This window comes from Micromonospora sp. NPDC093277, assembly GCF_044765245.1.
In the GTDB taxonomy this organism is placed as follows: domain Bacteria; phylum Actinomycetota; class Actinomycetes; order Mycobacteriales; family Micromonosporaceae; genus Micromonospora.
Genome location: NZ_JBIWJO010000011.1, coordinates 41,659 through 68,561, shown reverse-complemented (window position 1 = coordinate 68,561; position 26,903 = coordinate 41,659). Strand labels below are relative to the sequence as shown.

The following is a 26,903-nucleotide window of genomic DNA, read 5'->3' as shown; positions in this document are numbered from 1 at the left end:
CGCGGGTTCTCCACAGTTTGCACAGGTGCGATGAAGACGATGAGTTATCTCTTCTAAACAACAAAAACCAATCATCACCGTTGGACTTCCTGTGGATCGGGCCGGAACGCCGCCGACGGCGGTCGCCCCGGCACCTGATCCACGGGGTCGGGCGCACAGCCGATGCCCACGCGCCCTAAGGTGCGATGGGTACCCGCACGGTCGGGCGGGACGGGTGGCAGCGGTCGGCATGAGAGAGTTGTCGCTGACGTCGACGCGGAGGCATTGATGAAGTTCCGAGTGGAGCGCGACGCGCTCGCCGAGGCGGTCGCGTGGACCGCCAAGAGCCTGCCCAACCGACCCTCCGTACCGGTGCTGGCCGGAGTGATGCTCCGGGTGACCGACGGCAACCTTCAGGTCTCCGGCTTCGACTACGAGGTCTCCAGCCAGGTCACCGTCGAGGTGCAGGGGGACGCCGACGGCGCCGCCCTCGTCTCCGGCCGCCTGCTCGCCGAGATCACCAAGGCGCTCCCGGCCAAGCCGGTGGACATCGCCGCCGTCGGTGCCCACCTGGAACTGGTCTGCGGCAGCGCCCGCTTCACCCTGCCGACCATGCCGGTCGAGGACTACCCGGCCCTGCCGGAGATGCCGGAGAGTGCCGGCACCATCGACTCCGCCGCCTTCGCCGCCGCCGTGGCCCAGGTGGCCGTCGCCGCCGGCCGGGACGAGACGCTGCCGATGATGACCGGCGTACGCATCGAGCTCTCCGGCCGCACCCTGGCGATGCTCGCCACCGACCGCTACCGGCTCGCGCTGCGCGAGATGGAGTGGAACCCGGACGACCCCGAGATCAGCCTCAACGCGCTGGTGCCGGCCCGGACGCTGCACGACACCGCCAAGGCGCTCGGCCCGCTCGGTGGCCAGGTGACCATGGCGCTCTCCCAGGGCGGTGCCGGCGAGGGCATGATCGGGTTCTCCGGCGGCACCCGGCGGACCACCAGCCGGCTGCTCGACGGCGCCAACTACCCGCCGGTCCGCTCGCTCTTCCCCGCCTCCCACAACGCCGAGGCCCGGGTTCCGGTCAGTGCCCTGATCGAGGTGGTCAAGCGCGTCGCCCTCGTCGCCGAGCGGACCACGCCGGTGCTGCTCAGCTTCAGCTCGGACGGGCTCGTGGTCGAGGCCGGCGGCACCGAGGAGGCCCGGGCCAGCGAGGCCATGGAGGCCACCTTCACCGGCGACCCGCTGACCATCGGCTTCAACCCGCAGTACCTGATCGACGGCCTGACCAACCTGGGTGCCCAGTACGCCCGGCTGGAGTTCGTCGACGCCTTCAAGCCCGCGGTGATTTCGCCCGCCGGCGAGGATGGCGAGGTCATCCCGGGGTACCGATACCTCATCATGCCGATTCGCGTGTCCCGCTGATCGCACCCCAGCACGACCCAGACGTACGGAGGTAGGAGCAGATGCAGCTCGGCCTGGTAGGACTCGGCCGGATGGGCGGCAACATGCGCGAGCGGTTGCGCGCCGCCGGTCACGAGGTGGTCGGTTACGACCGCGACGCGGAGCTGAGCGACGTCGCGAGCCTCGCGGAACTGGCCGAGAAGCTGGAGGCCCCGCGTGCGGTCTGGGTGATGGTTCCGGCCGGCGTCACCGACGCCACCATCGACGAACTCGCCGGCGTGCTCGGCGAGGGCGACATCATCATCGACGGCGGAAACTCGCGCTTCAGCGACGACGCCCCGCGCGCCGAGCGTCTCAACGAGCAGGGCATCGGCTACATCGACGTCGGCGTCTCCGGCGGCGTCTGGGGCCGCCAGAACGGGTACGCGCTGATGGTCGGCGGCGCGGAGGAACACGTCGAGCGGCTGATGCCGATCTTCGAGGCGCTCAAGCCGGCCGGCGAGTACGGCTTCGTGCACGCCGGCCCGGTCGGCGCCGGGCACTACGCCAAGATGGTGCACAACGGCATCGAGTACGGCCTGATGCATGCCTACGCCGAGGGCTACGAGCTGATGGCCAAGTCCGAGCTGGTGACCAACGTGCCGGGCGTGTTCAAGTCCTGGCGCGAGGGCACCGTGGTCCGGTCCTGGCTGCTCGACCTGCTCGACCGCGCGCTGGACGAGGACCCGGAGCTGGCCGAGCTGAGCGGCTACACCGAGGACACCGGCGAGGGCCGCTGGACCGTCGACGAGGCGGTCCGGCTCGCGGTGCCGCTGAACGTCATCACCGCCTCGCTGTTCGCCCGGTTCGCCTCCCGGCAGGACGACTCGCCCGCGATGAAGGCCGTCGCCGCGCTGCGCCAGCAGTTCGGCGGTCACGCCGTCCGCAAGAGCTGACCGGCCGCCACCGCCTGTGTACGTCCGCCGGCTTGAACTGGTCGACTTCCGCTCGTACGAGCGGGTCGGCGTCGACCTGGAGCCGGGTCCGAACGTCCTGATCGGCCCCAACGGCGTCGGCAAGACCAACCTGGTCGAGGCGCTCGGCTACGTGGCGACCCTGGACTCGCACCGGGTCGCCACGGACGCCCCGCTGGTCCGGATGGGCGCCTCCTCGGCGGTGATCCGTTGCGCGGTGGCGCACGAGGGCCGGGAGCTGCTGGTCGAGCTGGAGATCGTTCCCGGCAAGGCCAACCGGGCCCGGCTGGGTCGTTCCCCGGCCCGTCGCGCCCGGGACGTGCTCGGCGCGTTGCGGCTGGTGCTGTTCGCCCCGGAGGACCTGGAACTGGTCCGCGGTGATCCGGCCGAGCGCCGCCGCTACCTCGACGACCTGCTGGTCACCCGCCAGCCCCGGTACGCCGGCGTGCGCGCCGACTACGAGCGGGTGGTCAAGCAACGCAACGCCCTGCTGCGGACGGCGTACCTGGCCCGCAAGACGGGCGGGTCACGGGGCGGAGACCTGTCCACCCTCGCGGTCTGGGACACCCACCTGGCGCAGCACGGTGCCGAGCTGCTCGCCGGCCGGCTGGAGCTGGTCGCCGCGCTCGCCCCGCATGTCGGCAAGGCGTATGACGCGGTGGCGGCGGGTCGGGGTGCGGCGGGGATCGCGTACCGGCCGTCGGTGGAGCTGGCCGAGCCGACCACCGACCGGGCGGCGCTGGCCGAGGCGTTGCAGGCCGCGCTGACCGAGAACCGGTCGGCGGAGATCGAACGTGGCACCACCCTGGTCGGCCCGCACCGCGACGACCTCGTGCTCACCCTCGGCCCGCTGCCCGCCAAGGGGTACGCGAGCCACGGCGAGTCCTGGTCGTTCGCGCTGGCCCTGCGGCTGGCCGGGTACGACCTGTTGCGTGCTGACGGCATCGAGCCGGTGCTGGTCCTCGACGACGTCTTCGCCGAACTGGACGCAGGCCGCCGGGATCGGCTGGCCGATCTGGTCGGCGGTGCCGGTCAGCTCCTGGTGACCTGTGCAGTGGACGACGACGTGCCGGCGGCGCTGCGCGGCACCCGGTACGCGGTGGGCGAGGGGACGGTGCGTCGTGTCGGATGAGGTTCAGCTCCCGCCGGCCCGGCTGGGTCCGGGAGGCGGTGGGCGTACCCCCGAGGGGGGCCGGGGCGCGGCGGACGGTGCGGCGGCGGACGGGCGTGGGCGGCGGGCCGACTCGTCCGGCGGCGCCGGGGCGGACACCGACGGTGCCGGAGACCTGCCGGCCGGGGCGTCCGGGCCCGAGCTGGCCCGGGCGGTGCTGGACGCGGCGAAGGCCCGCCGGCAGGCGGCCACCACCCGTCGGCGCGGCGCGGTACGCGGCGACGGCGAGCGGCGGCTACGCGGCTACTCCGGTCCGGGGCCGGACCCGCGCGACCCGCAACCGCTCGGCGCGGTGCTGGATAAGCTGGTCAAGGCGCGGGGCTGGCAGCAGCCGGCGGCCGAGGCGACGGTTTTCGGCGCCTGGGAACGGGTGGTCGGGTCGGAGGTGGCGCAGCACAGCCGCCCGGTCAAGCTGGAGAACGGCGAGCTGACCGTGGAGGCGCGCTCGACCGCGTGGGCGACCCAGCTCCGGTTGCTCGCCGGCTCGCTGCTTCAGCAGATCGCCCGTGAGGTGGGCCACAACGTGGTGCGCAAGCTGCACATCCACGGCCCGGCCGCGCCGTCCTGGTCGCGTGGCCCGCGTCGGGTTCGCGGCCGCGGCCCGCGCGACACCTACGGCTGACCGGCTCCTTGATCGACTCAATGTGCGGCGAATCGTGGTCTCGTCATCGGGTTTGACCCCAACACGCCGCACATCAAGGTGCTTACGCGTCGGCGTAGACCGCGAATCCCCGGTCGGCGCAGCGCCGGTAGAAGGCGGCCAGGACGCTCAGCTCGGCGCAGGTGAAGGTCCACTGCGGCGGATCGCCGTTCTCGTCGCGCAGCTTGTCGAGCCGGCTGTCCAGCCAGCGCAGCTGCTGCTCGGCCAGCCGGCCGTCGCCCAGCAGCGACCGCAGTACCTCGCTGACCGACTCGAAGGTCACCGCCTCGTCGATCGGCCGGTGCCGGGCGACGAACTTCTCCAACCCGTCGGCGATCCAGGAACAGCCGTCGGGGTCGATCACGGGGTCCTCGTCCTCGGCCGCGTTCTCCGTGGCGTAGAGCACATTTTCCAGCCCGAGGATCAGGTCGACCAGCTCGGTGTACGCGGTCGCGCGGACCGTGCCGGTCTTGGCGATCAGCTCGGCGAGCGCCGCGGTGGGGCCGGAGATCCGTGGCATGTCCACGATCTCCCCGAAGTCGACGAACTCGGCCGGCGCGACCGGGTCGTAGAAGCGGCCGGTTCGCGGCCAGTGCACCGCGACGTTGTCCAGCCCCATCTGGCGTCACCTCTTGTAAGGAAGTTGTCGGACCGATCGGGTCGATCGTCCCGGTTCAGGGCGGGAAAGATCAAGACCACAGCGGCAGGCGCCGCAAAGGTACGGCACCGCGGGTTACGCCGCGACCCCCGGTCGGCCACGTGCCGGTACCGATCCGGTGGCCGCCGACTACTCCGGGTCGCAGCGTGACATCGGACCCGCCGAGCCGGAGCGGTCAGAAGCGCCCCCGATGAAGGTGTGGTGTGTAGGGGGAGTCGTAGACAGCGCGGTTCGGCCGGCTACGGAGTTCTCAGCCGCCGCGCAGGGGTGCCGAGTGGCGGTTTCGTCGCCTTCGCAGAGTAAGATTGACGGCGAGACGAAAGACCCGACACGGAGTGATGCACAAGGGCCGCAGGGCCCTTGATCATTGTCCCGGATCGGGTCGAGCCGATCGCGATCCGCGGGCGACCGCGGCGCCCGGCGTACACGATCCGCGACCTGGACATCCGGGGACGGGCCGTGCGCGCCGACGTCGCGTGATGTCCGCCGAACCCGCGCCCCCGCGCCCTGGCGTGGCCGGTGCGAGAAAGTGGCCGAGGGTGGCAGCGGAGGACAACAAGAAGTACGGCGCCGAGTCGATCACCGTCCTCGAGGGGTTGGAGGCGGTCCGGAAGCGGCCCGGTATGTACATCGGGTCCACCGGTGAACGCGGCCTGCACCACCTCGTGTGGGAGGTCGTCGACAACGCGGTGGACGAGGCGCTGGCCGGATACTGCGACACCATCGACGTGGAGTTGCTCGCCGACGGCGGCGTACGGGTCACCGACAACGGGCGTGGCTTCCCGGTCGACCTCCACCCGAAGCTGAAGAAGCCGGGTGTCGAGGTCGCGCTGACCGTGCTGCACGCGGGCGGCAAGTTCGACGGCAAGGCGTACGCCGTCTCCGGCGGCCTGCACGGTGTCGGCGTCTCCGTCGTGAACGCCCTCTCCACGAAGATGGCCGTGGAGATCCACAAGGACGGCTTCGTCTGGCGGCAGCAGTACCACAACTCCAAGCCGACCCCGCTGGAGAAGGGCGAGCCGACCGACCGGACCGGCTCGGCGGTCTCCTTCTGGCCCGACGCGGACGTCTTCGAGACCGTCGACTTCGACTTCCAGACCATCTACCGCCGCCTGCAGGAGATGGCCTTCCTCACCCGCGGCCTCACCATCCACCTGCTCGACGAGCGGGTCGAGGAGAGCGAGGAGGGCAAGCCGCGCGAGGTGACCTTCCGCTACGAGGGTGGTATCGCCGACTTCGTCCGGCACCTCAACGCGTCGAAGAACCCGATCCACAAGACGGTGGTCGAGTTCAGCGCCGAGGAGGAGGGCATGTCGGTCGAGATCGCCATGCAGTGGAACGAGTCGTACGGCGAGTCGGTCTACACCTTCGCCAACAACATCAACACCCACGAGGGCGGCACCCACGAGGAGGGGTTCCGGGCCGCGCTGACCAGCGTCGTCAACCGGTACGGCGCGGACAAGAAGCTGCTCAAGGGTGACGAGAGGCTCTCCGGCGAGGACATCCGCGAGGGGCTGGCCGCGATCATCTCGGTCAAGCTGACCAACCCGCAGTTCGAGGGCCAGACCAAGACCAAGCTCGGCAACACCCCGGTGAAGAGCTTCGTGCAGCGGGTCTGCAACGAGTCGCTGGTCGACTGGTTCGACCGCAATCCGGCCGAGGCGAAGATCATCATCACCAAGGCGTCCCAGGCGGCCCGGGCCCGGATCGCCGCGCAGCAGGCGCGCAAGCTCGCCCGCCGCAAGTCGCTGCTGGAGTCCGGCTCGATGCCGGGCAAGCTGGCCGACTGCCAGTCCACCGACCCGCGTGAGTCCGAGGTCTTCATCGTCGAGGGCGACTCGGCGGGCGGCTCGGCCAAGCAGGGGCGTGACCCGCGTACCCAGGCGATCCTGCCGATCCGCGGCAAGATCCTCAACGTGGAGAAGGCCCGGATCGACCGGGTGCTGAAGAACAACGAGGTCCAGGCGCTGATCACCGCGCTGGGCACCGGCATCCACGACGACTTCGACATCGAGAAGCTGCGCTATCACAAGATCGTGCTGATGGCCGACGCCGACGTGGACGGCCAGCACATCCAGACGCTGCTGCTCACCCTGCTGTTCCGCTTCATGCGGCCGCTGGTCGAGCTGGGGCACGTCTACCTGGCCGCCCCGCCGCTCTACAAGATCAAGTGGAACAAGAAGGGCGACGACGCCCAGTACGCGTACTCGGACCGCGAGCGGGACGGGCTGATCGCGCTGCGCCAGCAGAAGAAGCCCAACGCCAAGCCGGACGACATCCAGCGGTTCAAGGGCCTTGGCGAGATGAACTACCCCGAGCTGTGGGAGACCACGATGAACCCGGCCACCCGTACGCTGCGCCAGGTGACGCTCGACGACGCCGCAACCGCCGACGAGCTGTTCAGCGTCCTCATGGGTGAGGACGTCGAGGCGCGTCGTTCGTTTATCCAGCGCAACGCCAAGGATGTGCGGTTCCTGGACATCTGACGGACCGCGCCGGGCCGGGCGGTGATCCACCGGCCGGCCCGGCGGTCCACAGGGTTATCCACAGCCTGGCCGGTTTCCACAGCCGTTATCCACAGCACGAACACGACTCTGAGTCTGATAAGGGTTAACAGTGACCGATACTCCCGAGTCCACCCCGAACGAGCCGGAGACCCCGGAGACACCGGCCGCGGTCGTGCAGCACGACCGCATCGAGCCGGTCGGCCTCGAGGTCGAGATGCAGCGCTCGTACCTCGACTACGCGATGAGCGTCATCGTCGGGCGGGCCCTGCCGGACGTCCGGGACGGGCTCAAGCCGGTTCACCGCAAGATCCTCTACGCGATGTTCGACTCCGGCTACCGGCCGGACCGCGGGTACGTGAAGTGCTCCCGCGTGGTCGGCGACGTGATGGGCCAGTTCCACCCGCACGGCGACTCGGCCATCTACGACGCGCTGGTCCGGATGGCGCAGCCCTGGTCGCTGCGCTACCCGCTGGTCGACGGCAACGGCAACTTCGGCTCGCCCGGTAACGACCCGGCCGCGGCGATGCGCTACTGCATCACGGCAGATGCCCGGATTCGTACCGCTGAAGGCAGCCTGCGGATCGGCGATGTGCTGCCGGATGCCGCGCCGAGCAGCGAGACGGACATCGAGCTGAAGGTCCGGGACCGCAACGGCGACCTGGTCCGGGCCTCGAAGTTCTTCCACTCCGGCGAGCACCCCACGCTGCGGCTGCGCACCCGCGAGGGGTACGAGCTGACCGGCACCCACAACCACCCGGTGCTCTGCCTGGTGGACGTGGCCGGTGTGCCCACCCTGCTCTGGAAGCTGCTCGCCGAGATCTCCCCCGGCGACCGGGTGGTCATCCAGCGCACCGTGCCGGACGAGATCGGCTACCCGATGCTCGAGCACGTCGAGGCGGCGTTCCTCGCCGGCGCCTTCGTCAGCGAGGGCTGGGTGTCCGTGGGGCGGGCCGGCTTCAACAACGTGGACCGGGAATTCTTCGTCCGCGTTCTTGCCGCCTACGACCTTGCCGTCGGCGGTCCCCGCTACGTCAGCGAACGCACGATCGCCTCGGGCAGCCTGCTGCACGAACTTGACGTTCAGAACCTGTCGGCGCTGCGGAAGAGCCTGCTCGGTGAGCTGGTCGGGGCGCGCAGCGCCGGCAAGTTCGTGCCGGAGTTCGTCTGGCAGGGGCCGGCCGCGGTCAAGCGAGCGTTCCTGCAGGCGCTCTTCGAGGGCGACGGCTCCTCCTCGCTGCTGCCGCGCAACAGCATCCAGATCTCGTACTCGACCCGCAGCGAGCGGCTGGCCCGCGAGGTTCAGCAGCTCCTGCTGGAGTTCGGCGTGATCAGCAAGCAGTGCCGGTACGACAACGGCGAGATCAAGGTCGTGGTGACCAACCGCCGCGATGCCCGCATCTTCGCCGCCCAGGTCGGCTTCCTCGGCCGGAAGCAGTCGAAGCTGGAGTCCGAACTGGCTGCCGTCCCGGAGTGCAGCATCGCGCTCTCCAGCGACCACGTGCCGTTGGTCGGTGACTTCATCCGGGAGCACGGCGCGCAGCGCTGGACCGAGCGGGACTGGCTGCGCCGGCACAACGTCGACCGGATCGAGCGGTGGGAGCGGGACCGCGACGAGATCGCCGCCCGGATCACCGACCGCGAGGTGCTCGACGTGGTTGAGCCGCTGGTCGACGGCCGGTTCTACTACGCCGAGGTGGCCAGCGTCACCGACGCGGGCGTGCAGCCGGTCTACAGCGTCCGGGTGGACACCGACGACCACTCGTTCATCTCCGACGGCTTCGTCAGCCACAACACCGAGTGCAAGCTCGACCCGCTGGCCATGGAGATGCTGCGGGACATCGACGAGGACACCGTCGACCTGCAGGACAACTACGACGGCCGGGCCAAGGAACCCACCATCCTGCCGTCCCGCATCCCCAACCTTCTGATCAACGGCTCCGAGGGCATCGCGGTCGGCATGGCCACCAAGATCCCGCCGCACAACCTGCGGGAGATCGGCGCGGCGGTGCAGTGGTGCCTGGAGAACCCGGAGGCGGACGAGGCGACCACCCTCGAGACGCTGCTGGAGATCGTCAAGGGCCCGGACTTCCCGACCCATGGTCTGATCGTCGGCACCTTGGGCATCCAGGACGCGTACCGGACCGGGCGTGGCTCGATCCGGATGCGCGCCGTGGTCGAGGTCGAGGAGGACAAGCGGGGCCGCCCCGCGCTGGTGGTCAGCGAGCTGCCGTACCAGGTCAACCCGGACAACCTCGCCGAGCGGATCGCCGAGCTGATCAAGGAGGGCAAGCTCGGCGGCATCGCCGACATCCGGGACGAGTCGTCCGGGCGTACCGGCATGCGGATCGTGCTGGTGCTCAAGCGCGACGCGGTCGCCAAGGTGGTGCTCAACAACCTCTACAAGCACACCCAGCTCCAGGAGACGTTCGGCGCCAACATGCTGGCCCTGGTCGACGGGGTGCCGCGCACGCTCAACCTGGCCCAGTTCATCCGTTACTACGTCGAGCACCAGATCGAGGTCATCCGCCGGCGGACCGCGTTCCGGCTGCGCAAGGCGGAGGAGCGGGCGCACATCCTGCGCGGTCTGGCCAAGGCCCTCGACGCGCTCGACGAGGTGATCGCCCTGATCCGGCGCTCGCCCACCGTCGAGGATGCGCGCCAGGGCCTGATCCGGCTGCTGGAGATCGACGAGGTCCAGGCGACCGCGATCCTGGACATGCAGCTGCGCCGGCTGGCCGCCCTGGAGCGGCAGCGGATCCTGGACGACCTGGCCAAGCTCGAGGTGGAGATTGCCGACCTCAAGGACATCCTGGCCAAGCCGGAGCGGCAGCGGAAGATCGTTTCCGAGGAGCTGGGCGAGATCGTCGCGAAGTGGGGCGACGACCGGCGTACCAAGATCGTGCCGTTCGACGGTGAGGTCTCGATGGAGGACCTCATCGCCCGCGAGGACGTGGTCGTCACCATCACCCGCACCGGGTACGCGAAGCGCACCAAGGTTGACCTCTACCGTTCGCAGCGCAGGGGTGGCAAGGGCGTCAGCGGTGCCACCCTCCGTCAGGACGACATTGTCAGCCACTTCTTCGTCTGCTCGACGCACGACTGGATGCTGTTCTTCACCAACAAGGGTCGGGTCTACCGGGCCAAGGCGTACGAACTTCCGGAAGCCAGTAGGGTGGCCAAGGGCCAACACGTGGCCAATCTGCTCGCGTTCCAAGCGGACGAGCAGATCGCGCAGATCATCCAGATCCCGAACTACCAGGTGGCGCCCTACCTGGTACTGGCCACGAAGAACGGCCTGGTGAAGAAGACGCGGCTTGAGGAGTTCGACTCCAACCGATCCGGCGGCATCATCGCGATCAACCTGCGCGATGAGGACGAGATGGTCGGTGCTGCCCTCGTGGGCCCGGAGGACGACTTGCTGCTGGTCTCCCAGAACGCCCAGGCCATTCGCTTCAACGCCACGGACGATGCGCTGCGCCCGATGGGCCGGGCCACCTCCGGCGTCATCGGCATGCGGTTCAGCGAGGAAGACGTCCTGCTCGCCATGGAGGTCATCCGTAGCGAGGGCATGGAAGACATGGACGTGCTGGTCGCGACAAACGGGGGATATGCGAAACGTACCCCGATCGAGGAATACCCGGTCCAGGGCCGGGGAGGTAAGGGCGTGCTGACTGCGAAGATCACTGAGCGGCGTGGTGGTCTGGTCGGCGCGGTGGTGATCAGCCCGGAGGACGAACTGTTCGCCATCACCAGCAACGGTGGTGTCATCCGGACTCCGGTGAAGCCTGTACGCCGTACGCGTGACCGGAACACAATGGGGGTCAAGCTGATGGACCTCCCGGACGGCGTGACTATCGTGGCGATTGCTCGCAATGCCGACGAGCCTGACGAACAGGACTAGTTGATGACGGAGACACAGGCGAAGTCGGGGAACAAGGGGACCTCGGCCAACCCGGTCGACGAGGAGGCCGCAAAGGGCGGTACACCAGCGACCGGCCGTGCGGCCGTGGGCCGGGCCACCGTCCCCGCCGACGCGCCTGCCCCGAAGTTCACCCGGGCACCCGGCATGGCTCCTCCGCCGGACAAGCCCGGGGAGGACTCGGGGACGACCGAGAAGGCCGACCAGACCAAGGTCGACGCCCCGAGCTCCGCCGACGGCCCGGCCGCCCCGGCGGCCAACGCGGCGAAGCCGGCCACGACCCAGCCGATCAAGACGACCGGTACAGCTCGGCCGTCACCCGGCACGACCGGCACCCAGCCGCGCATCGGAGCCGGCCTCGGCACCGCCCCCACCAAGCCGTCGGACGGCGCCCGGGCCGGCGCGCCGGGCCGACCGGCCAACGGTGGGGGCCTGCCGCCGGGGATCAGCGGCGCGGCCGCCGTCGGGGCCGCACGCGTCGGTGAGGCGGTACGCGCCGCGCGTACCTCGGTCAGCTCGGCCGCGTCGCGGGGGCCGCGCCGGGCCCGGCTGAACCTCAAGCGGATCGACCCGTGGTCCGTGATGAAGTTCGCGTTCGCCGTCTCGGTGGTGCTCTTCATCGTGGTGGTCGTCGCAACCTCGGTGCTCTACCTGGCCCTGGACGCGATGGGCGTGTTCAAGAGCGTCAACGACAGCCTGACCGACCTGGTGAGCGCCAGCGGCGGCTCGGGTGGAGGCGGCTTCCGGATCACCGCCAAGGGCGTGATCCTGAGCTCCGGGCTGATCGGCCTGGTCAACATCGTGCTCTTCACCGCGCTCGCCACGCTCGGCGCGTTCGTCTACAACGTCTGCGCCGACCTGGTTGGCGGGATCGAGCTGACGCTCGCCGAACGGGACTGATCTGCCACGCCGGGGCGCGCACCACGCACGCCCCGGCGTGATCATCACCGCGTGCGGCATGTTGCGGTCTCCCATCGCCCGGAGACCCCGACATGCCGCACACGGAGTGGATCAGGCTTCGGGGGCCACCCCGATTTGGGTACGGAGAAGGCGATGGGTTAATCTTTCTCGGTCGCCATGCGGGGCTATAGCTCAGTCGGTTAGAGCGCAGAGCTGATAACTCTGAGGTCGCTGGTTCGATTCCAGCTAGCCCCACCGCACTGTCGTCCGACAGTAGTCGAGCGTGAGGGGTAGCCCCATGTTCAAGAAGCTTCTGATCCTGGCCGGCATCGTCGGTGTGGCCGCCGTCGTGGCCCGGAAGGTGAAGGCCTCGAACGACGAGCGTGCCCTGTGGCATGAGGCGACCACCGCGCCCGACCTGCGGTAAGTTCCTCCGGCTGCCAGCACCGGGCGGGTCCGCCCGACTCGGGGCCCTAGCTCAACTGGCAGAGCACTGCCTTTGCAAGGCAGGGGTTAGGGGTTCGAGTCCCCTGGGCTCCACCATTACCGCCTCTGACCAGGCGTTTTGCTGCGACAAGATCAAGCGGCCCGGATCGGGCACAACCCAGCATTGATCTTGCGCCATCTCAGCCTCACGGCTTCATCGCAGCGGCTTGCAGGATCGACCCCACCAAGCCGCGTTGACGCTCCCGCTTCGGCCACCAGTGCACGTACGCTCCAGCGTGATCCGCAGCGTCTTGTGCCGGAGCATCCGTTGGACCTCCTGCGGCTCGGCGTGATTGGTGATCAGCGTCGTAGGAAAGAAGTGCCGCAGCGCGTGGAACGTGCCGTGCTTCTTGGGCCAGCCGGCCGAATCTCGCCAGTCCGCCCACTCTCGGGACCAGGTCCGGTCGGTGAACGGGTTACCGCGGCGAGTTGTGAATAGCAGCGGCACCGATCGCCGGACGGGATCACCGGAGGTCAGGTCGACCAGCTCCACCGGCACAGGCGGGAACTCCCGGACATGCTCGGCGAGGACCTGGCCGACGACCGGGTCCATGTCGACCGTGCCGGACGATCCCGCCTTGGGCTCGCTGGTGCCTTCCTCCAAGCGTCGCGTCAGCCACTCCAGCACAGAGGTCAGGTGGATAGCCCGCAGTGGACGATCACCGAAGGCCGGATAGAGATGGCACCGGAGATTCGACTCCACCCGCTTGCGTGTCTCCAAGGCCCACCCGACCTCTCGGGAGAGCCGCCACCGCTCGCCGTACTCCCGCAGCGTCAGGTTGCGTTCCGACTGCTGAACCTTCATCTCTTCAGCTACGCCAGCGCGGGCACGAGCGTCGAAGGCTTCCGCGTCCGACTTCCGCTCGACGAACCGCGTACGAGGATCGCCGGCAGTGAAGGGCTGAAGCCTCGCGCGCCAAACCCAGACCAATCCGTCAAGTCAAAGCGAAGCTCACCCTTGCTCTGCTGATTCAGTAGAGCAAGAAGCATGCCACCTCCGCACCACACCACAGGTGCGTCGGCACGCTCCCCTGCGCCATGCAACCCCGCTCGCTCGCGAATCGTCAGGGGGCTGTGGGAGTGAAGGAGGGCTTATATGAAATCCGAGCGTGACGAGCGGTTCCACAGCTTCGTGCTCAGCCGGCGCGCCGGGCTCGTACGCACGGCGACACTGTTGACCGCGGGCGACGCGCATCTGGCCGAGGATCTGGTCCAGTCCACCCTGACCAAGCTGTACGTCGCCTGGCCGGCGTTTCAGCGGGCGGACAACATCGAGGGCTACCTGCGCCGGACCCTGGTCAACGCGCTCACCGACGAACGCCGTCGGTGGTGGCGCCGCCACGAACTCTCGGTAGCAGAACTTCCAGACCGGCCCCGCGTCGAACCGGACAGCAGCGGCGACCTCGACGACGGCCTGCGCGGGGCCCTGCGCGACCTGCCACCGAAGATGCGCGCTGCAGTGGTGTTCCGCTACTTCTACGACCTTCCCGTAGCCGACACCGCCGACGCCCTCGGTTGCTCCGAGGGAACGGTGAAGAGCCAGACCGCCCGCGCCCTGGACCGGATGCGGGCTGCCCTTGCCGAGTTTCCCCTGACAGGAGCCACCCGATGATGGATCTGCACGACCGGCTCGCTCGCATCGCCGGCCCGGCCGCCGAGCCGTCGGCCGCCGAGGCCGACGCCGACCTGGCCCGGGGCCGCCGAGCGCTGCGCCGCCGCCGGTCCGTCCGCGCGCTCGGTACCTCGGCCTTTGCGGTCGCCGCGCTGGCCGTCGCCGTCACCTACAACAACCAGGCCGGCCCAGCCACCACCCCTCCCGACAAGGCGCTGGCCCAGGTCGTCGCTACCCGTCTCGTGGCCTACGAGGGCAAGCAGCCACAAGGCTTCACGATCGACAAGGTTCCAGCGGGTTGGGAGATCCAGGGCGGCGATGTCGCCAGCCTGACGATTGCTCCCCAGAACGCGGCGGACAAGAACCCGGACGTCTTCGTCGACAAGATCGCCATCACACTGCAGTCGAAGGACGACCACTCCACCCCGACCGGTATGCAGCTTGAGGTCGGCGGCAAGCCCAGCGTGCTCAATGGGATCATGGACGGATGCCCACCCGGGGGTCCCGCAGCGACTCCGCCTGTGACGACGTCCGCGCCGAACACGACGGGGCCGCCTTGTGTTGCCCAGGGCAAGGACCTGTGGGTAAAGCAGTCTGATGGCATCTGGATGCTGGTGCAGATCTGGGACGCCCGCGGCTGGACCCAGCAGGACATTGTCGAGTTCGCCGATGGCATCCACGTCCAGCCGGGCGCCGAACGCATCGTCGGCTGACGGTCCGTACCCCGCCGCGCGCCTCCACACGGGAGCGCGCGGCGGGCTACGCGCGGGGTCCGTCCGCCGGGCTGCTTCGGCGTGCAGCGAGCACGCCGCCCAACCCGAATCGGTGGATGCCTAGAAAGAGGCTTCCTCGATGGTTGCTGCATCGACGGCCGCTGCTGCCGAGCCGAGATCCGACCACCGCAGACCCAGCAGCTCAGCCCGCCGGAGCCCGGTCGCCAGCGCCAGGACGAACAGCGACTCGATCCGGTCGCCAGTCAGCGCCGACAGCAGCCGCCTGGCTTCCTCGGGTGTCAGGGCGCGCCGCTCGCTACGCCCGAGGGCCGGCGGCTTGGCGGCCTTGTGCAACGCTGCACCGCCGCGCCCGACGATCCGTCGGGCGCGACGGTGCCCATCACCTCGATAGCTCCCGCTGACCACCTTGGCCGCAAAGCTGGCAGGCGCTGCGACGGCGTAGGTAGTAGGCGTAAGTCGCGCCGCCGAGGCCGGCGCTCCAAAGCAACCAGAAGATGCTGGGTACCTGCAGCGCCCAACCGTGCCGGACATCCACGGCCCAGAGCATCATCAGCCCAGCCGGGACGAGGACGATGGAGACGATCGAAGCCGGGACGACCGCGAGGGCGAGCGGTACCGGCTGGCCGGCCTTGAACCAGATCCACCGCGGGTAGATTTCGCCCCACCGGCCCACCAGGCCGTGGGTGAAAATGCCACCGACCGTGGATGCGACCGCGCAGCCCAAGCCGACTTCCAGCATGCCCGGCGTGTCCTGCATCATCTTCAGGAAGGCCGGGCTGATCCCGAGGGGGTACCCGAGGTACCAAGCCACCCTGGTGATCTCGTACGGCAGCGGCGCCAGGCAGGCGACCGCCACCGCCCAGCGGCCCCACCGCAGCAGCGTCTGCCGCGACGGGCCTCTCCCCGTCGCACCGAGACGGCCGCAATGCTGACATCTGGCGCGCACCCGGCGCTGGTAAGCCAGTGTGGCCGCCGCCCACAGCAGGCCCCCGACGAACAATATGATCAAGTTGGTGCGGTGCCAGTAGAGGATGTCGCCGATCCCGTCCTGCCCGCCCGGCACGCCGGTGAACGCGAAGACCAGCAGCAGCGGGCCGAACGCTACCAGCGCGATCATCGTGTAGTCCGGGACGAAGAGGGTCAGGCTGGCCGCCGCGATCCAGCCGACGGCGATCATCGCCACCGCACTGCGCCGGGACCCGATGCCGCGAGCCATTGCCAGCGCGATGACCGCTCCCAGCAGTCCGAGCACGGCCATGATCGGAGCGACCACCTCAGCACGGCTGCCCTCTAGCACCGAACCCGACCGGTGAGCCTGGTCGATCGGGGCGAACGGGAATCCACCGCCACCGGCCGTCCAGTACACGCCCAGCGAGCCGTACATCAGCGACCAGCCTGCGGCCGCATACCCCGACCAGCCCGGCCAACGCCGCCACCATCTCGTCCGGCCGGCCATCCGGCGGGCGATGGACGCGGGCCGAACCCGTTCAGCCAGCATGGACGGTGTAGCCGCCGATGAGCACCGGGTAGCGGGGCCGGGTCGGGTACGGCACCTCGAATTCAAAGCAGTCCGTCGGTGGCCGCTCCGGCCCGTTTAGTGCCTGGACGAAGGAAACCTGGTCCGGCTTCGCGCCCCGGTCGGTGATCTTCATGTAGAAGGCGTGGTTCTTCACCATTCCCACGCCCTCCGGCACCACCGCGGTGAACAGCGCGACCTTGCCCGTCACCTGCAGACACGTCACATCGGCCCACCCCTCGCCGCGCAGCGTGCCCTGCGGGCTCAGGTGACGGAACCAGAACCGCCCATTCGACGACCCGTCGGCCGCAGTCGCCGCCACGATCGCGAACCATACGCGGTCACCCAACGCGTCGGACTCGTCGAGCGTCACCTGACCGACACCGGCCACCGCCGAGCCGGACACCGGATGGGCCTGCGCATTGCCCGGCACGGCGAACGCACCCGCGGCCGCGATGGCCAGCAGCGCCGCCACCCGCGTCTTCAGTCGAGACATGTCACCCCTCCTGGAATTCGGCGGCTCACGTCGGCCGCCGCTCCACCAGCCTCGGCCGTCGCGGTGCGCGGAACCATCTGCCGATCTGCCGAGCTACGGCCGACTTCGCCGGCCGTCCTGTGCCGATCGGCACAGGATGTTGAGGGCGGCACCTGCTAAGGCAGAGGCGTGGAGAGGGGTCCCGCCCTGCCAGCTCCGCCAAAGCGTTGCTGGCTTCCAATCGAACGGACGCCTCTGGGTGGTTGAGGTACGGCGTGATGATCGGCCGGGCGGCCGGACCGTGATCGCCAACTTCATCGGCGCCGTCGTTGAACTGTCGCCGCCCTGCCAGGTCAGTGGGCAGCGTCGGCGAGAACCTGGGCCAGGGCGTGTGAGGTCTGGCGGACGATGCCGGGGTTGGTGTCCCAGTAGTACGGCAGGGCGGCCACCGCCTGGAGCAGCGCCCAGCCACGCCCCCGGAGCCAGGCGTCGTCGTCCACGTCCAGTTCGGCGCGGAACCGCTCGCGGCTGCGGCCGGCGAAGACGTTCCACGCCGGTTGCAGGTCGCAGGCCGGGTCTCCGACGTTCAGGCAGCCGAAGTCGATGACGGCGGAGAGGCGGCCGTCGACGACCAGCAGGTTGCCGGGCAGCAGGTCCCCGTGCACCCACACGCCCGGCCGATCCCACACCGCCGCGTCCAGCGACCCCTGCCAGGCGCGCAGCGTCGCGGCGCCGTCGATCCGATCGCCGAGTTCACGAACCGACCGGTGTACGCCGGCGTCGAACTCGGCCAGGTCGCTGCCCCGGCTGCCCGGTGCCCGGGGGTACGCGCCGGTGGTGTCGATCGACCGTAGCGTCGTGATGAACGCGGCCAGGTCGACCGCGGCCCGGTCCAGGTCTTCGAGGGTGCCGTTGGCGTTGTCGCCGGGCAGCCACTCGTACACGGACCAGCGGAAGGGGTAGCCCTCGGCGGGACGGCCCATCGCCAGCGGGATGGGCAGGGCGAGCGGCAGGTGCGGGGCGAGTCGGGGCAACCACTCGGCCTCCCGCGCCGCCTGCCCGGTGGCCCAGCCGATCCGGGGCATCCGGACCGCCAGGTGCTCGCCGAGCCGGTAGATGTCGTGGTCGGTCCCGTACGAGGGGACCAGCCGGACCGGCAGGTCGGCCCAGTGCGGGAACTGCCCGGCGAGCAGTCGCCGGACCAGGTCGATGTCGGTCTCCACCTCGTCGGCGTGCATCTTCACCCGGCCCATGGCGACATCCTCGGCCGAGCCGCCCGCGCGGACAATCGAGTTTCGCTTCGGTCCCGGTGCCACAGCAGCGGCCACCCACCGACCCGCCGACCCGTCGTACCGGCCGGACGGCGGCAGGCTAGCGTCGGGGCGTGAGTTCCGGATCCCCGCGCGTCCTGCCGGCCGGCAGCGGTATCGCCGAGGCGGCTGCCGTGCTGCGTAGCGGCGGGCTGGTCGCCTTCCCCACCGAGACGGTCTACGGGCTGGGCGCGAACGCGCTCGACGCCCGGGCGGCGGCGCGGATCTTCGAGGCGAAGGCGAGGCCCAGCTTCGACCCACTGATCACGCACCTGGCCGACGCAGCCGACCTGCCCGGACTGGTCGGCGCGGTGCCGCCGGCGGTCGCCGCGCTGGTCGAACGGTTCTGGCCCGGGCCGCTCACGTTGATCGTGGACCGGCCGGCGGCGATCCCGCCGATCGTCACCTCCGGCCTGGCGACCATGGCGGTCCGGGTGCCGGACGAGCCGTCCGCCCGGGCACTGATCGCCGCCGCCGGGGTGCCGGTGGCCGCCCCGAGCGCCAACCGGTTCGGCCAGCTCAGCCCGACCCGGGCCGAGCACGTGGTGGCCGGGCTGGGCGACGCGGTGGACGTGGTGCTCGACGGCGGACCGACCCGGTGCGGCATCGAGTCGACCATCGTGGACGCCCGGGGCGAGCGGCCGGTGGTGCTGCGGCTGGGCGCGCTGCCGGTGGAGGCGTTGGTCGAGGCGGTCGGTCCGGTGGACGTACGACCGGGCAGTTCCGGCCAGCCGGTGGCGCCCGGGACGCTGGCCGCGCACTACGCCCCGCGTACCCCATTGCGGTTGGCGGCGGCGGAGCCGGTGCCGGGCGACGGTGACCGCCGCGGGTTTCTGGCGTTCCGGGAACCTCCGGCGGCCGGTGCCTGGGCGGCGGTGGAGGTGCTGTCCCCCGAAGGTGATCTGACCGCGGCGGCGGCGCGGCTGTTCGACGCGTTGCACCGGCTGGACGCGGTCGGGGTGACCGAGATCGTCGTCGAGCCGGTCCCGGAGGTCGGTGTGGGGCGGGCGATCAACGACCGGTTGCGGCGGGCGGCCGCCACCTGGCACTGACCGTCACAGGTCCAGCGCGCCGACCGCTTCGTCGCCAACCCGGTGGGCGGGTCACTCGCCGGGTCCGGCCCCGTCGGGCCCGGCCTCGCCGCGTTTGACGTCCGCGGACCCGGCCTCGCCGCGTCCGGCTTCCTCGGACCGGTGTGGACGTTCGGCCGGTGGATGGTCGGCGGGCGTGCGGACGCCGGGCTGCGGCAGGCGGTCGACGAGCCGAGTGAGCGCGCCGTTGGCGAAGGTGGCGCCGAGCGCGGAGCTGGCGGCGATCGTCCAGCCCACCGGGCCGAGTGGCGTGCACCCGAAGAACTGGCTGAGCCCCGGCGTCTGCACCACCCCGACCAGTACGCCGATCGAGGCGGCGGTGGAGGCGAGCACGGTGGGGCTGGTGCCGCCAGCCAGCACGGTCTGGCCGAGCTGGGTGCCGACCAGTGAGGCGAGCGCCACGGTCCCGGCCCACTGGTGCCGCCCGGTCCACCGGGCCACCGTCCAGCCGGCGGTCGCGCCCAGCGTGGTGGCGCCCGCGCGCAGCGCGATCTCCCGGTCCATCGTCCCGCCGAGCGAGGTGTCGGGGCCCTCCCGCAGCAGGTGGTCGGTCCGGTCGGAGGCGGGCGGACGGACCGCGATGGCCAGCGCCGGGGCCAGGTCGGTGAGCAGGTTGACCAGGAGCAGCTGCCGCCCGGTCAGCGCGGACCGGCCGGTGGCGGCGGCGGTCAGCACGCTGAACGCGATCTCGCCGAGGTTGCCGCCGACCAGGATGCTCAGCGCGTGGCGGACCGACGACCACATCGCCCGTCCCTCGACCAACGTGGCGATGATCGTCTCCAGCCGGTCGTCGGTGACCACCAGGTCGGCGGCGGCGCGGGCCGCCGGGGTGCCGCGCTGGCCGAGCGCGATGCCCACGTCGGCCAGCCGGATCGCCGGGGCGTCGTTGGCGCCGTCACCGGTCATCGCCACGGTGCGGCCCCGATGTTGCAGCGCCTGGATGATGCGGACCTTGTGGGCCGGGGTGCAGCGGGCCACCACGTCGGTCGCCATGAGCCGCTCGGCCAGCGCGTCGTCGTCCAGCCGGTCCAGGTCGGTCGCGGTGACCACCCGCTGATCGCCGTGGTCGGGGCTGATGGTCGCCGCGATGGCCTCGGCGGTGGCCGGGTGATCCCCGGTGATCATGATGGTGTGCACGCCGGCCTGCCGGATCCGGCGTACGGCGGGCGCGGCGCTCTCGCGTACCCCGTCGGCGAGGGCCAGGAAACCGACGAAGACCAGGTCGCTGACCTGTTCGTCGGTCACCGTCTCGTTGTCCACCCGGCGCTCGGCGACGGCGAGGATCCGGTGCCCGGCCCGGGCCCGCTCGGCCAGCATCGCGTGCACCGCCTTCCGGCCCGCCTCGTCGAGCGGTTGGTCGCCGGCGCTGCGCCGGGCCGTGCAGCGGGGCAGCACCGACTCGGGTGCGCCCTTCACGCTGAGCAGCAGCCCGTCGGCGGTCCGCCCGACGGTGGCGTGATAGCCGCGGGAGGGCTCGAAGGGCAGCCCGCCCACCGCCGCCCAGTCCGCCGCGCCGAGCTGCTCCGACACCTCGGCGGTGCCCGCGCCCCGGCGTACCGCCCGGTCGGTCTGCTGGGGCAGCTCGTCCGGGTTGGCCGCCGCCGGGGTCGCGCGCACCGCCGCGGCCAGGGTCAGCCGCAGCGGCTCCTCCAGCCGATCCGGCGGGCCGTACCGGTCGTCGCCGTCGCCGACCCCGGCCAGCAGCAGCTTGCCCTCGGTGAGGGTGCCGGTCTTGTCGAAGCAGAGCACGTCCACCCGGCCCAGCGCCTCGATGGTGCGCGGGTTGCGGACCAGCGCGCCGTGCTCGGCCAGCCGCCGCGCCGCGGCCAACTGCGCGGCGCTGACCAGGAACGGCAGCCCCTCCGGCACCGAGGCGACGGCCAGGTTCGCGGCGGTCGCCGCCGTCTCCACCAGGGGTACGCCCCGGAGCAGGCCCGCCCCGGCCACGGCGATCGCCGAGCTGGCCGCCAGTGGTACGGCGGTGCTGGTCAGCTTCCCGAGCCGCGCCTCCACGCCGCTGGCCGGCGGGGCCTGCCGGGCCATCGCGAGACTCCGTCCCGCCTCGGTTTCCTCGCCGGTCGCCACCACGACGCCGGTGCCGTGGCCGGCGGCGACGGTGGTGCCCTCGTACAGCATGGAGTGCCGTTCGGCGAGGTCCGCCGCCACCACCGGATCGGGGCTCTTGCCGACCGGCAGGGACTCGCCGGTCAGCGACGACTCGTCGGCCTCCAGCCCGTCGGAGGTGAGCAGCCGGCAGTCGGCCGGGATCGCGTCGCCGGGGCCCACCGCGATCACGTCGCCGCGGACCAGTTCCTCGGCGGGCACCACCTGTTCGGCGCCGTCCCGGAGCACCCGGGCGGTCACCGCCGAACGGGACAGCAGCTCGGCCAGGGACCGTTCGGTGTTGCGCTGGTGCACCGCGCCGACCAGTGCCGAACCGCCGACCACCCCGCCGACCAGGGCCGCGTCGACCAGTGAGCCGAACGCGGCGGAGAGCACCGCCCCGGCGGCGAGCACCGGGGTGAGCGGGTTCGCCAGCTCGTCCACGAAGGTCCGCAGCAGACTGGCCGGGCCGGCCCCGTCGCCGGTCGCCGACCGCCGGCGGCGTCCCGCCTCCTCGCCGGTCAGCCCGGCGGGGTCGGAGCCGAGCTGGTCCAGCACGGTCGCCGCCGGCATCAGGTGCCAGGCGGTCACCGCGGGCACCGGCGAGCGGGTGCGGTCCGGCAGCCGGCGGGCCCGCCACACGCCGTGCGCGAAGGCGATCGCGGCGGCGCCGTTCACCGCGGCGAGGGTCCGGCCGGGTAGCTGAACGGGTGGGGAGGTGAACGCGTTCAGTGCCCCCAGGCCACTGCCGGCCATCGCGATCCGGATGTTCTGCCTGGTCATCCGGCGGGCCACCCCGGTGGCGTCGATCAGCAGGGCGGGGATCCGCAGGTCGTCGCCGACCAGCAGGTGTGCGCCCCAGGGCGGGAGGTCGTCCGGGGCGGCGACGCCGATCCCGCAGTCGGCGGCGCCGAGCGCCTCGCGTTCGCCGGAGACGACCATGACGACCGCGCCGTCGCGTTGCAGGGCGCGTACCGAGTCGGCGAGCTGGGGGCCGCCGGGCATGACGAGGTCCGCGAAGCCGTACCGCTCGTCGTCGTCGCCGGCCACCACGAGCCGTAGGCCGGCCTGGCGGGCGGCGGTGGGCAGGAGGTCCACGCCGGGTGCCGGCTCTGGCTCGACCCGGAGCACGGCGGCCAGGGTGCCATTGGACGCGAGGCCGAGCAGCGGGCCACCATTCTCCCGGAGACGGCGGCTGTCCGGGGTGTCCCCGGGGTCTTCGGCGTCGATCCGGTCCAGCGGCCCGAGCCGCCAGCCGTCGGCCGTCCGCACGACGTCGGGAGCAGCCGGGTCGAAGAGGGCGAACGCCTGGGTGGCGACCTGCCCGGTGTCCGCACCGGGCAGGGGCGCCAGGTCGGCCAGCACGCCCCGGTCCGAGCCGAGCACCTTGCTGTCCAGCAGCACCGTGTCGATCCGATCCAGCTGCCGCAGCACGCTGCGGTCCATCGCGATGACGCCGCGCCGGGCCAGCATCCGACCGAGTTGGGCGGCGTAGCCCTCCCGTCCGGCGCCGGGCGCCTTCGGCAGCGAGGAGATCGCCACCGCCGCGGCCCGTTTGCCGCCGGCCACCGGCAACGTCGCCGCCCCGGCCGCCGCCCCGGCGGCGAGCGACCGGGTCACGTACCGCTCGGCCGGGCCGGCGGGCGCCGGGCATGGTCGTTGCCCCTTCGGCACCCGGGCCACCGCGCGGTCCGGTTCCCCGGTCAGCCGCGGCTCCGCCTTGGTCCAGGTGGCGAGCTGGGCCCGCGCCTCGCCCCACTGCACCATCCGCTGCGCGCCGTCCAGGACAATTCCGGCCCAGCCGCCGGCGAGGCCCTGCACGACCGCCTCGGCAAGCGGGAAGAACAGGTCGGCGCGGGGGTCCGCGCGCAGCCCCCGGTCGGCCAGCGCGTGCAGCTTCGGGTGCAGGTCGATCGCGGTGAGGAAGCCGGACACCTCGGCGGGGAGCGGGGCGAACGGCAGGATCCGGGTGGCCGCCGAGATGGTCAGGCCGAGCGCGTCCGAGGCCAGCGCGCCCAAGGTGCGCGGCGTACGGGGGCCCTCCTCGGGCGGGTGCGGCGGCGGGATCTCCGCGTCCGGCTCGTACGGGCACACCCGCTCGACCTGGGCGATCGTGGCGATCAGCTCGCGTACTTTGGGCCTCGGCTCCTGGACCGCCACCACCACCCGGCCGGAGGGCGCGTTGACCCGGGCCCAGGCGACGCCGGGCATCCGTTCCAGCGCCTCCTCGACCTGCCGGGCCAGCCGGTCCCCGCGGTCCTGGCAGACGCCGTGCACCTCGATGTGGTGCCGGCCGTCGAGGGTCCAGACCCGCCGTCGGGTCAGCCCGACGAGCCGGGCCAGCTTGGTCGCCGCCGTACCCACGCTCTCCGCGGCATCGGTGACGGTGCGCGGCACGGCGGCCTGGGCGACGTTCCCCACGACGGTGCCGCCCGCCTTGGCCGCGCCGGGCGCGACGGCGACGACGGTACGCGCGACCCGCGCGACGGTGTTCGGCACGGCCACCGGCGACAGCAGGAGGCTGGCGTACCGGCCCAGCGAGGTCATCGAGGGGTACTGCCGAGCCGCCGGCCCCGCTCCTCGGCGCGCCGGTTGCCGCACCCGCCGTACGTCATCTCGACCTCCCGCGCTCGTCCAAGGGGGGCCGACTTCCCGGCGTCGCGTCCGTTATGCCCCCCAGGTGGGGGAACTTTCCCCGCTGGCCGGGGCATGGACGGGTTCAGCGGTGGAATGCCGACTCGGACATCGATGTGTCGTCGGAACCGGGGAGGCGGAATGAGCACGCTGACGCGAAACCTCAGCGGGGCACACGAGATGGTCAGGGCGTACTGCCGGCGGGTGGAGATCCCGGGGCTGGGCGAGGTGGGGGTGCCCCCGCCGGACAAGCTGGCCTACTACGCGGGGTTGGGTGTGCTGGCCGCGTTCCAGGTGATCGAGTGGCCGCTGGCCCTGGTGATCACCGCCGGGCACCTGCTGGCCGACCAGCACCTTTCCGGGCTGGTCAGGGGCCTGGGTGAGGCGCTGCAGTCGGCCTGAGGAGACAGGGCTCACTCACGGTTGACCTCAATCCGGGTTGAGGTCCCAAGCTTGAGCCCATGTCGACCGCACGTACGCCGGGCCGCCGGTGACCGCCACCGCCGCGCCGGCGGCCCCACCCGCGCGCCTGTACTCGCCGCGCCTGCGGGCGATGACCGTGGGCAGTGTCGCCCTGGTCTCGCTGCTCGCGTTCGAGGCCCTCGCCGTGGGCACCGCGATGCCCACTGTCGCCCGCAGCCTGGACGGGCTGGCCCTGTACGCGCTTGCCTTCGGCGGCTCGTTCGCCGCCGGGGTGGTGGCCATGGTCGTCTCCGGCATCTGGTGCGACGCGCGGGGACCACGCGCGCCGATGTGGCACGGCGTCGCCTGGTTCGTGGCGGGGTTGGCCGTTGCGGGAGCCGCCCCGACGATGGGCGTGCTGGTCGCCGGCCGGGTGGTGCAGGGCTTCGGTTCGGGCCTGCTCTCCGTGGCGCTGTACGTGATCGTCGGGCAGGCGTACCCCGAGGAGTTGCGGCGGCGCGTCTTCGCCGCGTTCGCGGCGGCCTGGGTCGTACCGTCGCTGGCCGGTCCGGCGCTGGCCGGCCTGATCGTCGAGCATCTGGGCTGGCGCTGGGTCTTCCTGGCGGTGCCGGTGGTGGCGGTGCCTGCGGTGCTGTTGATCCTGCCGGGGCTGCGCGCGTTGGGCACGGCGGTCCCGACCCGGCCGCCGGCCGGTGCGCTGGCCCGGATCGGTTGGGCCTGCGGGGCGGGAGCGAGCGCCGCGCTGCTGCACCACGGGGGGCAGCAGCGCGGCGGGCTCGCCGCCGTGCTGGTGGCGGTGGCGGTGGGCGGACTGTTGGTCTGCGCGCCGCGCCTGCTGCCGGCCGGCTTCCTGCGGTCCGCGCGCGGGCTGCCCACGGTGATCGGCCTGCGTGGCCTCGCCTCGGCGGCGTTCGTCGGGGCGGAGGTGGTGCTTCCGCTGATGCTCTCGCGGGAGCGTGGGTTCTCGCCGACGGCGGCCGGTCTGGTGCTGACCGTCGGCGCGCTCTCCTGGTCGGTGGGTTCGTGGATCCAGGGCCGGGTGGCCACGCCGCGTTCCACCGCGACGCTGCCCCGGGCCGGGCTGGGTTGCATCACCCTCGGTACGGCCGGCGTGGCGGTGGCCGTGCTGCCGGGCGTACCGGTGGCGCTGCTGGTGGTCGCCTGGGCCGTGGCAGGCCTCGGCATGGGGTTGCTCTATCCGTCCCTGTCGGTGCTCACCCTGGCCCTCTCCGCACCGGACGAGCAGGGCCGCAACAGCTCGGCACTGCAACTGGGCGACTCGCTGGCCGCCGCCACCGTGCTGGCGCTGACCGGTGCCGTGCTGGCGGCGGGAGGGGCGCCCGGCCCGGCCAGCTACGCCGTCACCCTGGCCGTGGCGGCCGGCTGCGGGCTGCTCGGCCTCCTGCTCGCCGGCCGGGTGGTGGTACGCGCGGCGACCGCCTGAGACGAGATCGTGCTCGATCGTGGATCCAGTGGCATCCCGGTCGCTCCGAGGCCACTACTTCCTGGATCGGGCTCGGCCCGCCGTCACGACCGGCGACGCCGTCTCGTCCTCCTGGCAGGCGTGGGAAGGGACGGTCGATGAGGGTTCTGGTCACCGGGGCGAGTGGGCGGCTCGGGCGGAAGGTGGTGCCGCGTCTTCGGGACGGCGGGTGCACGGTGCGGGCGCTGAGCCGACGCCCCCGGGAGGATTCCACCGTGGAGTGGACGGTGGCCGACCTGGCCACCGGCGAGGGGCTGGCCGCGGCGGTCGACGGGGTGGCGGCGGTGCTCCACCTGGCCTCCTCGTCGGCCCGCCGGACCCACGCGGTCGATGTGCTGGGCACCGGCCGGCTGGTGGCCGCCGCCGACCGCGCCGGGGTGGGACACCTGGTGTACGTCTCGATCGTCGGGGTCGACCGGGTGCCGCTCGGTTACTACCGGCACAAGCTCGCGGCCGAGCAGGTGGTGGCGGCCGGCCCGGTGCCGTGGAGCGTGCTGCGGGCGACCCAGTTCCTGGAGTTCCTGGAGGAGTTGCTGCGTGGCGCCGGCCGGCTCGGACCGGTGATCGGTGACCGGGCCGTGCTGGCCCAGCCGGTCGACTCCGGTGAGGTGGCGGACCGGCTCGTCGCGATGCTGGCCGCCGGCCCGTCGTACGCGGTCGCGGAGTTCGGCGGCCCGCAGGTGCTCCGCTTCGACGAGGCGGTACGGGCGTGGCAGGCCGCCCGTCGGTCCCATCGCCCGCTGCTGCCGGTACCGATCCCGGGGCGGCTCGGTCGGGCGCTGCGGTCCGGTGGACTCACCACCACGGTCACCCCGACCGGCAGCCGGATCTGGGCGGATCACCTCGCGGACACGTATGGGGGATCCGGTCGAAGATGAAAGCTTCGGCGGTTCATGTTCGCCTTACCG

General features: G+C 71.6%; 21 protein-coding genes and 2 tRNA genes. 16 read left to right on the top strand and 7 right to left on the bottom strand.

Going from position 1 to position 26,903, the window contains the following annotated elements:
- Positions 1-267 precede the first annotated feature (267 nt).
- The 4 genes from dnaN to ACIRG9_RS23505 all read left to right on the top strand — a co-directional run bounded on the left by dnaN (position 268) and on the right by ACIRG9_RS23505 (position 4,126).
- Positions 268-1,401 (top strand): DNA polymerase III subunit beta, encoded by a 1,134-nt coding sequence (gene dnaN / locus ACIRG9_RS23520; protein WP_402859666.1) that lies wholly within the window; start codon positions 268-270, stop codon positions 1,399-1,401.
- Positions 1,402-1,442: 41 nt separating this feature from the next.
- On the top strand, positions 1,443-2,315 hold the full coding sequence (gene gnd / locus ACIRG9_RS23515) for a phosphogluconate dehydrogenase (NAD(+)-dependent, decarboxylating) (protein WP_402859663.1): 873 nt from the start codon (positions 1,443-1,445) through the stop codon (positions 2,313-2,315).
- A 16-nt stretch (positions 2,316-2,331) separates the two neighbouring features.
- Positions 2,332-3,465: a DNA replication/repair protein RecF gene (recF, locus tag ACIRG9_RS23510; protein ID WP_402859660.1), complete on the top strand. Its 1,134-nt coding sequence runs from the start codon at positions 2,332-2,334 to the stop codon at positions 3,463-3,465.
- A 154-nt stretch (positions 3,466-3,619) separates the two neighbouring features.
- Positions 3,620-4,126, top strand: a complete 507-nt coding sequence (locus tag ACIRG9_RS23505; RefSeq protein WP_402860087.1) for a DUF721 domain-containing protein — start codon at positions 3,620-3,622, stop codon at positions 4,124-4,126.
- Positions 4,127-4,208: 82 nt separating this feature from the next.
- Here ACIRG9_RS23505 and ACIRG9_RS23500 read toward each other — a convergent pair whose 3' ends face one another.
- Positions 4,209-4,763, bottom strand: a complete 555-nt coding sequence (locus ACIRG9_RS23500; RefSeq protein ID WP_402859657.1) for a hypothetical protein — start codon at positions 4,761-4,763, stop codon at positions 4,209-4,211.
- Positions 4,764-5,341: 578 nt separating this feature from the next.
- On the opposite strand from ACIRG9_RS23500, the gene gyrB reads away from it, so the two are divergent.
- From gyrB to ACIRG9_RS23470, 6 genes are all read left to right on the top strand, one after another.
- Positions 5,342-7,288 (top strand): DNA topoisomerase (ATP-hydrolyzing) subunit B, encoded by a 1,947-nt coding sequence (gyrB, locus tag ACIRG9_RS23495; RefSeq protein ID WP_402859654.1) that lies wholly within the window; start codon positions 5,342-5,344, stop codon positions 7,286-7,288.
- Positions 7,289-7,523: 235 nt separating this feature from the next.
- Positions 7,524-11,210: an intein-containing DNA gyrase subunit A gene (gyrA, locus tag ACIRG9_RS23490; RefSeq protein WP_402860084.1), complete on the top strand. Its 3,687-nt coding sequence runs from the start codon at positions 7,524-7,526 to the stop codon at positions 11,208-11,210.
- Between the two features lie 3 nt (positions 11,211-11,213).
- The gene (locus ACIRG9_RS23485; RefSeq protein WP_402859651.1) at positions 11,214-12,128 is read left to right on the top strand and encodes a DUF3566 domain-containing protein; all 915 of its coding nucleotides are present in this window, start codon (positions 11,214-11,216) and stop codon (positions 12,126-12,128) included.
- Between the two features lie 181 nt (positions 12,129-12,309).
- A tRNA-Ile gene (locus ACIRG9_RS23480) sits at positions 12,310-12,383 on the top strand.
- Between the two features lie 43 nt (positions 12,384-12,426).
- A complete protein-coding gene (locus ACIRG9_RS23475) occupies positions 12,427-12,555 on the top strand; it encodes a DLW-39 family protein (protein WP_231920970.1) in 129 nt (42 codons plus the stop codon).
- A gap of 40 nt (positions 12,556-12,595) precedes the next feature.
- Positions 12,596-12,671 (top strand) — tRNA-Ala (locus ACIRG9_RS23470).
- A 97-nt stretch (positions 12,672-12,768) separates the two neighbouring features.
- Here ACIRG9_RS23470 and ACIRG9_RS23465 read toward each other — a convergent pair.
- A complete protein-coding gene (locus tag ACIRG9_RS23465; RefSeq protein ID WP_402859647.1) occupies positions 12,769-13,419 on the bottom strand; it encodes a tyrosine-type recombinase/integrase in 651 nt (216 codons plus the stop codon).
- Between the two features lie 291 nt (positions 13,420-13,710).
- Between ACIRG9_RS23465 and ACIRG9_RS23460 the strand changes: the two genes are divergently transcribed.
- Both ACIRG9_RS23460 and ACIRG9_RS23455 read left to right on the top strand, forming a co-directional pair.
- On the top strand, positions 13,711-14,226 hold the full coding sequence (locus ACIRG9_RS23460) for a SigE family RNA polymerase sigma factor (protein ID WP_402859644.1): 516 nt from the start codon (positions 13,711-13,713) through the stop codon (positions 14,224-14,226).
- On the top strand, positions 14,223-14,939 hold the full coding sequence (locus ACIRG9_RS23455) for a hypothetical protein (protein ID WP_402859641.1): 717 nt from the start codon (positions 14,223-14,225) through the stop codon (positions 14,937-14,939). The genes ACIRG9_RS23460 and ACIRG9_RS23455 overlap by 4 nt, the downstream gene beginning before the upstream one ends.
- 120 nt (positions 14,940-15,059) lie before the next feature.
- Here the strand turns inward: ACIRG9_RS23455 and ACIRG9_RS23450 are convergent, their stop codons facing one another.
- The 4 genes from ACIRG9_RS23450 to ACIRG9_RS23435 all read right to left on the bottom strand — a co-directional run bounded on the left by ACIRG9_RS23450 (position 15,060) and on the right by ACIRG9_RS23435 (position 18,204).
- Positions 15,060-15,293 (bottom strand): hypothetical protein, encoded by a 234-nt coding sequence (locus ACIRG9_RS23450; RefSeq protein ID WP_402859638.1) that lies wholly within the window; start codon positions 15,291-15,293, stop codon positions 15,060-15,062.
- Positions 15,294-15,339: 46 nt separating this feature from the next.
- The gene (locus ACIRG9_RS23445) at positions 15,340-16,344 is read right to left on the bottom strand and encodes an NYN domain-containing protein (protein WP_402859635.1); all 1,005 of its coding nucleotides are present in this window, start codon (positions 16,342-16,344) and stop codon (positions 15,340-15,342) included.
- A 103-nt stretch (positions 16,345-16,447) separates the two neighbouring features.
- The gene (locus ACIRG9_RS23440) at positions 16,448-16,951 is read right to left on the bottom strand and encodes a hypothetical protein (protein WP_402859632.1); all 504 of its coding nucleotides are present in this window, start codon (positions 16,949-16,951) and stop codon (positions 16,448-16,450) included.
- Between the two features lie 353 nt (positions 16,952-17,304).
- Complete coding sequence (locus ACIRG9_RS23435; protein ID WP_402859629.1) at positions 17,305-18,204, bottom strand: aminoglycoside phosphotransferase family protein; 900 nt, start codon at positions 18,202-18,204, stop codon at positions 17,305-17,307.
- A 155-nt stretch (positions 18,205-18,359) separates the two neighbouring features.
- Here ACIRG9_RS23435 and ACIRG9_RS23430 point away from each other — a divergent pair, with 155 nt between their 5' ends.
- Positions 18,360-19,313, top strand: coding sequence for an L-threonylcarbamoyladenylate synthase (locus tag ACIRG9_RS23430; protein WP_402860081.1), 954 nt, complete (start codon positions 18,360-18,362; stop codon positions 19,311-19,313).
- Positions 19,314-19,364: 51 nt separating this feature from the next.
- Here ACIRG9_RS23430 and ACIRG9_RS23425 read toward each other — a convergent pair whose 3' ends face one another.
- The gene (locus tag ACIRG9_RS23425; protein ID WP_402859626.1) at positions 19,365-24,002 is read right to left on the bottom strand and encodes an HAD-IC family P-type ATPase; all 4,638 of its coding nucleotides are present in this window, start codon (positions 24,000-24,002) and stop codon (positions 19,365-19,367) included.
- A gap of 228 nt (positions 24,003-24,230) precedes the next feature.
- Here ACIRG9_RS23425 and ACIRG9_RS23420 point away from each other — a divergent pair, with 228 nt between their 5' ends.
- The 3 genes from ACIRG9_RS23420 to ACIRG9_RS23410 all read left to right on the top strand — a co-directional run bounded on the left by ACIRG9_RS23420 (position 24,231) and on the right by ACIRG9_RS23410 (position 26,873).
- Complete coding sequence (locus ACIRG9_RS23420; protein WP_402859623.1) at positions 24,231-24,491, top strand: hypothetical protein; 261 nt, start codon at positions 24,231-24,233, stop codon at positions 24,489-24,491.
- Between the two features lie 151 nt (positions 24,492-24,642).
- Positions 24,643-25,956 carry an MFS transporter gene (locus ACIRG9_RS23415; RefSeq protein ID WP_402859620.1) on the top strand — a complete coding sequence of 438 codons (1,314 nt, stop codon included), beginning with the start codon at positions 24,643-24,645 and terminating at the stop codon, positions 25,954-25,956.
- Positions 25,957-26,093: 137 nt separating this feature from the next.
- A complete protein-coding gene (locus tag ACIRG9_RS23410; RefSeq protein WP_402859617.1) occupies positions 26,094-26,873 on the top strand; it encodes an SDR family oxidoreductase in 780 nt (259 codons plus the stop codon).
- Positions 26,874-26,903: the final 30 nt, after the last annotated feature.